Here is a 6,744-nt window from a genome sequence, read left to right on the forward strand (position 1 = left end):
GGGGGGTGCCCCGCCCGGGCGGCGGGGGTGGTGGCGCCCCCCCCCCGGGCGGGGGGCGGGGGCCCGCCCCCGCCCACCAGAAGGGGGCCCCCACCCCTCGTTCCCCCCTGGCTCGCAAATCGCCACCATTTGTAGTGAAATGGTCATCTGAAGCGGGGGTGCCTGGATTGCCAGGCTGAGAGAGTCCCTTGGAACCTGATCCGGTTTGCACCGGCGTAGGGAGCTTTGAGCAGCAGTCGCACCCCCGTTCCGGGCAGGTGCGTCCGTGCGCCGTCGCTTCGTCTCCCTTGCTGTCAGAAGACGAACCGAATGAACCGCTGCCTGCGCCCCACCCTGCTCGCCCTTGCCCTCTGCGCCGCCCTGCCGCTGCATGCCAGCGCTGCCGAGGCATCCCCCGACGTGGACGCCACTGGCGCCGAACGTTCGCCGACCGAGCTGGCCGCCGTGCGCGTGCAGGCCGGCAAACCCGCAGCCGATACCTCGCGCGCCAATGCCTTCGGCGGCGGCAGCTGGAAGGACACGCCTGCCTCGGTGAACGTGCTCGACCGCGATTACCTCGACCGTCGCCAGGTGCGTTCGCTGTCCGAGCTGGCCAGCAACGATGCCTCGCTGGGCGATGCCTACGCACCGGTCGGCTACTACCAGAACATCGCCATCCGCGGCTTCGCCCTGGACGCAGCCACCGGCTACCGCTTCAACGGCCTGGCCATCGCCGGCGAACAGCGCCTGGCCCTGGAGAACGTGCAGGAAGTGCAGATCCTCAAGGGTGAAGCCGGCCTCGCCGCCGGGGTGATGGCCCCGGGCGGCATCATCAACTACGTGGGCAAGCGCCCGGCCGAAGTGCGCACCGTCACCCTGGGCACCGATTCGGAAGGCTCGCGCTATGTCGCGGCCGATGTCGGCCACTGGATCACGCCGCGATTCGGCGTGCGCCTCAATGCTGCGTGGGACGCCAGCAACTCCTACGTCGAGCACGCCGACGGCAACCGCAATTTCTACTCGCTGGCCGCTGACTGGTTCATCGGCGAACGCGGCAAGCTGGAAGTGGATGCCAACTACCAGACCAGCACGCAGCGTTCGGTCTCCGGCTACCAGCTGCTGGGCGCCAGCGAGCTGCCGCGCGGCGTCGACCGCAAGCACCTGCTCGGCTACCAGCCGTGGCAGCGCCCGGTGGATATCGCCAGCACCAACATCACCGCCCTGCACACCTACGATTTCAACGAGCGCTGGCAGTCGCGCGTGTCGGTGGGCTACAGCCGTTCGGTCATCGATGACAACGTGGCCTTCGCCTACGGCTGCTACTACACCGCGCAGTGCGCCGATGGCAGCACGCCGGGCAATTACTTCGCGCCCAATGGCGACTACGACATCTACGATTACCGCAGCCCGGACGACACCCGCCGCAACCAGCAGGCGCGCGCCGAACTGCGCGGCCGTTTCGACACCGGCAGCGTCGGCCACGAGCTGACCGTCGGCGCCGACTATTTCCGCCGCACCGTCGATCGCCGCCCCAGCGTCAACGAATACGTGGGCAGCGCCAACATCCACGATGCACAGGTACCGGTGTACGAGCCCTCGCCGCTGCAGCCGGGCCCATCCGCGCGCCGCCTGGACAGCCGCCAGACCGCCGTGTTCGCGCTGGACCGCATCAGCTTCGGTGATGACTGGCAGTGGCTGGCCGGTGGCCGTTTCGTGCGCCTGGACGAGCGTGCCTATGACAAGCGTGGCGCCCTGCAGCGGCAGAGCCGCCTGTCGCGCTTCCTGCCGCAGACCGCGCTGGTGTGGAAGGCCAATGACCAGCTCAACATCTACGGCAGCTACGTGCGCGGCATCTCGCTGGGCCAGGAGGCGCCGTTCTGGACCACCAACGCCGATGAGTTCCTGCCGTCGGTGCAGTCGCGCCAGCTGGAAGTGGGCGTGAAGTACGTGCCGGTGGAAGCACTGACCCTCGGCGCGGCGCTGTTCCGCATTTCCCAGCCGTACCAGTTCGCCCAGCCGGACGATAGCGAGGCAGGCTACACCTTCGTGCAGCAGGGCACGCAGACCCACAGCGGCCTGGAACTGACCGCCAACGGCCAGCTGACCGATGCGCTGCAGATCGTCGCCAGCGCCAGCGTGCTGCAGGCGCGCGCACACGATGCAGGTACGCCGGCGTATGAGGGCCACCAGCTGGTGAACGTGCCCAAGGTGCGTGCCAGCGTGCACCTGGCCCATGCGCTGCCCTTCGTGCAGGGCCTGGATGTGACCGGTGGCTGGCGCTATGCCTCGTCCAACGTGGCCCGCGCCGATGGCAGCGTGCGTGCCCCGGACTACTCGGTGTTCGATGCCGGCCTGCGCTTCCAGCATCGCCTGCACGAGCGTGCGGTGACCTGGAACCTGTCGGTGGACAACGTGTTCAACCGCTTCTACTGGCGCGATACCGGCAGCAGCGGCGGTGATTACTACCTGTTCCCCGGTGCACCGCGACAGGCGCGCCTGTCGGTGACGTTCGCGCTGTGAGCGGCGTCCTGCTCGAGTGGACCGCCGCGCTGTGCAGCGTGCTCGGCGTCTGGCTGATGGCCCGCCGCCGGCTGGCGGCGTGGCCGGTGGGCCTGCTGTCGGTGGCGCTGTACGGCGCGGTATTCGCCGAGGCCAAGCTGTATTCGGACACGCTGCTGCAGGTGGCCTTCGGTGGCTTCCTGGTCTACGGCTGGATCAACTGGCGCCAGCATGCCGCCGACGAAGGCAGCATCCGCATCGTGCCGCTGGCGCGCGGCAAGGCGCTGCGCGACGTGGCCATCGGCCTGTGCGGTGGCATCGCCCTGGGCACGGCCATGCACAGCTTCACCGATGCGGCGCTGCCGTGGCTGGATGCGATGCTGACCGCGCTGAGCCTGGTCGGGCAGTGGTGGCAGGCGCGCCGCCACGTGGCGTGCTGGTGGGTGTGGATCGCGGTGGACGTGGTCTACGTGGGCACGTACCTGTTCAAGTCACTGCATGTGACCGCGGTGCTGTACGTGTTCTTCCTGGGCCTGGCGGTGTTCGGCCTGCGGGCGTGGAGCGCCGCGGCACGCGAGCAGGAGCTTCGGTAGTCGCCAACCTTGGTTGGCGCCACGGTCATCCACGCATGGCGTGGCTCTACTGGGTCAGGGCCAGGCCCAGGCGCAGCGGCTGCCGCATGTCGGCCGGCGGGGCCTCGGTCAATGGCTTGGCCTGCAGGGTGCTGCGCAGGTCGGCGTCGACCTTGGCATCGCCCAGGCTGTCGAACTCCAGCTTCGAGATGCGGCCATCGCCCGCGATCCACACGCTGACGACCAGCGGAGCGGGCGCGGAGGCAGCCGGCTGCGCCTGCATCCATTCCAGCACGCGCTGCGCGCGGGCGTCTTCGGGCTGCTGCAGGCGCTGCTGCAGCTGCCCGCCGACCGAGGCCGCATAGGCCATCCAATGTGCCGGCGCTTCCTGCGCGGCGACCGGGCCACTGCCCAGCGCCAGCAGCCCCAGCAGTGAGGCCAGCGGCCGCCACCAGCGCCGTGCGCCCGCTCGTTTGCCTTCAGAAGCCATGCCTGCCCTTCCTTGTCATCCAGCCGATCATGGTCGGCGCCGCAGATGACAGGTCGATGGCGGCAGTGATGCCTTATTCGCCCAGGTCGGCCAGCACCCTGCGCGAGGGCGCGAAGAAGGTGACGCCGGTGGTGGCGGTCGAGAAATCCAGGATCCGGTCGTGCAGCGGGGCGGGGTTGCCGATGAACATGCGCTCGAGCATCTGCTCGATCACCCACAGGCGGCGCGTGTAACCGATGAAGTAGGTGCCGTACTCGCCGCGGCCCGGGTTGGCGAAGGGCATGTTGTCACGCAGGATCTCATGCTCGCCGTCGGCATCCTCGATGGTGCACAGCGTCTTGTGCGACTTCTGCGCGTCGGCCGGGGCATCGTCCAGCTCGATGTTGTCGTGCTTGGTGCGGCCGATGATCGCTTCCTGCGCCTCGGTCTTCTGCGCGCGCCAGGCATCCAGGTTGTGCAGGTACTTCTGCACGACCACGTAGCTGCCGCCGGCATGGTCGGGGTCTTCGTCGCCGACGATCGTGGCTTCCGGCAGCGAAAGCCCTTCCGGGTTGGCCGTGCCATCAACGAAGTCCAGCAGGTCACGGCCATCGAAGTAGCGGAAGCCGGCCACCTCATCCACCGTCTCCACGGCATCGCCGAAGGCCATCAGCAGGTTGCGCTCGAAGGCGACGATCAGGTCCATGGTGCGCGCGCGCACGTGGTACAGCAGGTCACCCGGGGTGGACACGGCGGTGTGGGTCGCGCCCTTGATCTCGCGGAACGGCTTCAGCTCGCGCGGCGGCGTGCTGCCCACCACCGCTTCCCACACGCGGTGGCCGATGGCCACGTTGCAGGTGAAGGTGCGCTCGATATCGCGGATGGCGGTGTTCTTGATCAGGTCATCGCTGCTGCCCAGCACCTCGCGCACCTTGGCGATGGAATCGGCATCGTCCTTCACCTTCAGCACCAGGAACGCGGCCGAGTGGGTCAACGGCGCGGTGATCTGCTGCGGCTCGTTGTGGAGCGTGTGGTTGAGGGCGGTGATCGGTGCGGGCTGGGAATTCACGGTACATCCTGCTGGCGTGGGGCGGGCGCGTCGCGCGGGGCGAAGTGCGGGCGATTCTAGCGGAAGCCCCCTGCAGATGGTGGAGCTGTAGTAGAGCCACGCCATGCGTGGCTGAGGAAAGCATCCACGCATGGCGTGGCTCTACTGGAGCGTGGGCGTGATGCACATCGATGTCAGGTTTTTTCCGCCGGCGGCGTCTTCAATCATCACTACACGCCGCTTGGAGCCCGCATGCACGCCCCGGACATCGCTGCCACCACCACTCAACCAAGCCGCCGCTGGCCCACCGGTCGCCTCCTGCACTGGCTTGCGCGCAGCGCGGGCATGCTGCGGCGCGCACCGCTGCGGCTGTTCCTGCTGGCGCTGCTGCCGATGCTGGTGGAACTCGTGCTGCAGCTGGGCGTGCCGGTCGCCGGCGTCGTGGTATCCAAGCTGGTGGTGCCAGTGGTATCGATGTGGGCCCTGCTGATGCTGGACTCGTCCGTCCGCACGGGGCGCTTCGCGCCGCTGCAGGCAGGCCGCCGGCTGCGTGCACATCCCGCGACGGTCGCGGTACTGGCGCTGCTCTCGGCAGTGGTCTTCGCCGGCCAGGTGGCGATGGCCGGCGTGCTGGCCGGGCCTGCGGCCGCGGGTGCCTTCGCTCTGGGTGACAGCGCGGTGCTGGCCACCACGGTCACTCGCCTGCAGATCGCCCTGGTGCTGGCCAGCGGCCTGCCGCTGGGCATGCTGCTGCTGACCACACTGCCGCGTGCGCTGCTGGATGGCATCCCCGCACGGGCTGCCCTGCACGACAACCTGCGGCTGCTGCGCGAAGGCTGGCGTCCGCTCGGTGCCTACCTGCTGCTCAATGCGGTGCTGCTGCTGGCGCTGCCGTACCAGCCGTGGCTGCTGCTGCCCCTGCTGCTTCTCGGCTACGTATCCTATTGGATCTACCGCGACGCCTTCGCGGACGGCATCGGCTGAGGAGCGCGGGTGGGCAGGACGCAGTCCATCGACATCGCAGAGGTGCTGCGGGCGCATTGGCCCCTGCTCGCACGCATGGCCGGCGGCTACGCGCGCGAGCCGGCGCGTCGCGACGATCTGCTGCAGGAGATCAGCATCGCCTTGTGGCAGGCGCTGCCACGCTGGCGCGGCGAAGAAGGCACGCTGCGCGCCTTCATCGCGCGGGTGGCGCACAACCGTGCGATGGATGCACTGGCCAGTGAGCAGCGCCATCGCGGCAGCGCGCTGGACGACCACCTTCCCGATCCCGATGCGGACCCTCAGCAGCAGGCCGCGCGCGCCCAGCAGCAGGACACCCTGCTGCGGGCGGTACAGCAGCTGCCATTGGGCCTGCGCCAGGTAGTGCTTCTTGCCCTGGAGGGCTTTTCGCAGCGCGAGATCGGCCAGGCACTGGCCCTTGAAGAGAACACCGTTGCCCAGCGCCTGAGCCGCGCACGCCGGCAACTACGTGAGCGGATGGGAGGCACCCGATGAAACCGGCAACCGACAACCCGGAGTGGAGCGACCTGCAGGCCCTGTGGCAGCAGCAGCCCGCCCCACCCGCGGTGGATGTAGCCGCACTGCAGCGCGAGGCGGAGCGGCGCAGCCGCTGGATCCGCCTGCGATCGGCCATTGAACTGCTGATCACCGTGGTGGCCGTGGCCAACTGCGTCCGCGCCCTGCTCGATCCGCGCAAGCTGATCGCGCATGGTCTGCTGTGGGGCCTGATCGCGTTCGTGCTGGCCGTGGCTGGCTGGATCTTCGTGCAGCGGCGGCGACAGTGGCGCAGCCGCGGCCTGGCGCCGGCCGCACTGCTGGCGTTCGAGCGCCAGCGCGCGCGCATCTCGATGCAGATCTGGCGGGTCAACATCTGGCTTTCCCTGGCAGTCTGGGGCGGGCTGGTGTGGATGGCGCTTACCGCGATGCAGGCGGGACCCGATGTTCCCGGTGCAGTGCCAGCACAGACCTGGGCACTGAACCTGTGGTTGAACGCCGCAGTGGTGCTGGTTGTGGCGATGGCCGGCCTCTGGGCCGGTCGACGCCGACAGCGGCGACTGGACCGACTGGCCGAGCTGGAGGCACAGCTGCAGTAGAGGCCCGCCGCGCCGCGCGGCGGGGGGGGGCACACCCCCCCGGACGGGGGCAAGAAGGCGCGGGGGGGGCCCACCACACAC

7 protein-coding genes and 1 riboswitch are annotated in these 6,744 nt (G+C 69.1%); of the genes, 5 read left to right on the forward strand and 2 right to left on the reverse strand.

All coding sequences use genetic code 11. The annotated features are described in order from the left end of the window. The first annotated feature begins 144 nt into the window (after positions 1-144). Positions 145-239: riboswitch (TPP riboswitch) on the forward strand. A gap of 70 nt (positions 240-309) precedes the next feature. Continuing rightward, the gene (locus ACVOK1_RS19835) at positions 310-2,499 is read left to right on the forward strand and encodes a TonB-dependent receptor (protein ID WP_481563027.1); all 2,190 of its coding nucleotides are present in this window, start codon (positions 310-312) and stop codon (positions 2,497-2,499) included. A gap of 8 nt (positions 2,500-2,507) precedes the next feature. Then, entirely contained in the window at positions 2,508-3,071 is a 564-nt protein-coding gene (pnuC, locus tag ACVOK1_RS19840) for a nicotinamide riboside transporter PnuC (RefSeq protein WP_406236539.1), read from the forward strand. 46 nt (positions 3,072-3,117) lie between these two features. Here pnuC and ACVOK1_RS19845 read toward each other — a convergent pair whose 3' ends face one another. Beyond that, positions 3,118-3,540 (reverse strand): hypothetical protein, encoded by a 423-nt coding sequence (locus ACVOK1_RS19845; RefSeq protein WP_481563028.1) that lies wholly within the window; start codon positions 3,538-3,540, stop codon positions 3,118-3,120. A gap of 73 nt (positions 3,541-3,613) precedes the next feature. Continuing rightward, entirely contained in the window at positions 3,614-4,588 is a 975-nt protein-coding gene (locus ACVOK1_RS19850; protein WP_481563029.1) for a Dyp-type peroxidase, read from the reverse strand. Between the two features lie 231 nt (positions 4,589-4,819). On the opposite strand from ACVOK1_RS19850, the gene ACVOK1_RS19855 reads away from it, so the two are divergent. The 3 genes from ACVOK1_RS19855 to ACVOK1_RS19865 are packed head-to-tail and all read left to right on the forward strand — an operon-like array spanning position 4,820 to position 6,663. After that, entirely contained in the window at positions 4,820-5,551 is a 732-nt protein-coding gene (locus ACVOK1_RS19855) for a hypothetical protein (RefSeq protein ID WP_481563030.1), read from the forward strand. 9 nt (positions 5,552-5,560) lie between these two features. Then, positions 5,561-6,064, forward strand: coding sequence for an RNA polymerase sigma factor (locus ACVOK1_RS19860; RefSeq protein WP_481563031.1), 504 nt, complete (start codon positions 5,561-5,563; stop codon positions 6,062-6,064). Further along, positions 6,061-6,663 carry a hypothetical protein gene (locus ACVOK1_RS19865; RefSeq protein WP_481563032.1) on the forward strand — a complete coding sequence of 201 codons (603 nt, stop codon included), beginning with the start codon at positions 6,061-6,063 and terminating at the stop codon, positions 6,661-6,663. The genes ACVOK1_RS19860 and ACVOK1_RS19865 overlap by 4 nt, the downstream gene beginning before the upstream one ends. Positions 6,664-6,744: the final 81 nt, after the last annotated feature.

It is taken from the genome of Stenotrophomonas sp. STEN087, assembly GCF_056759115.1.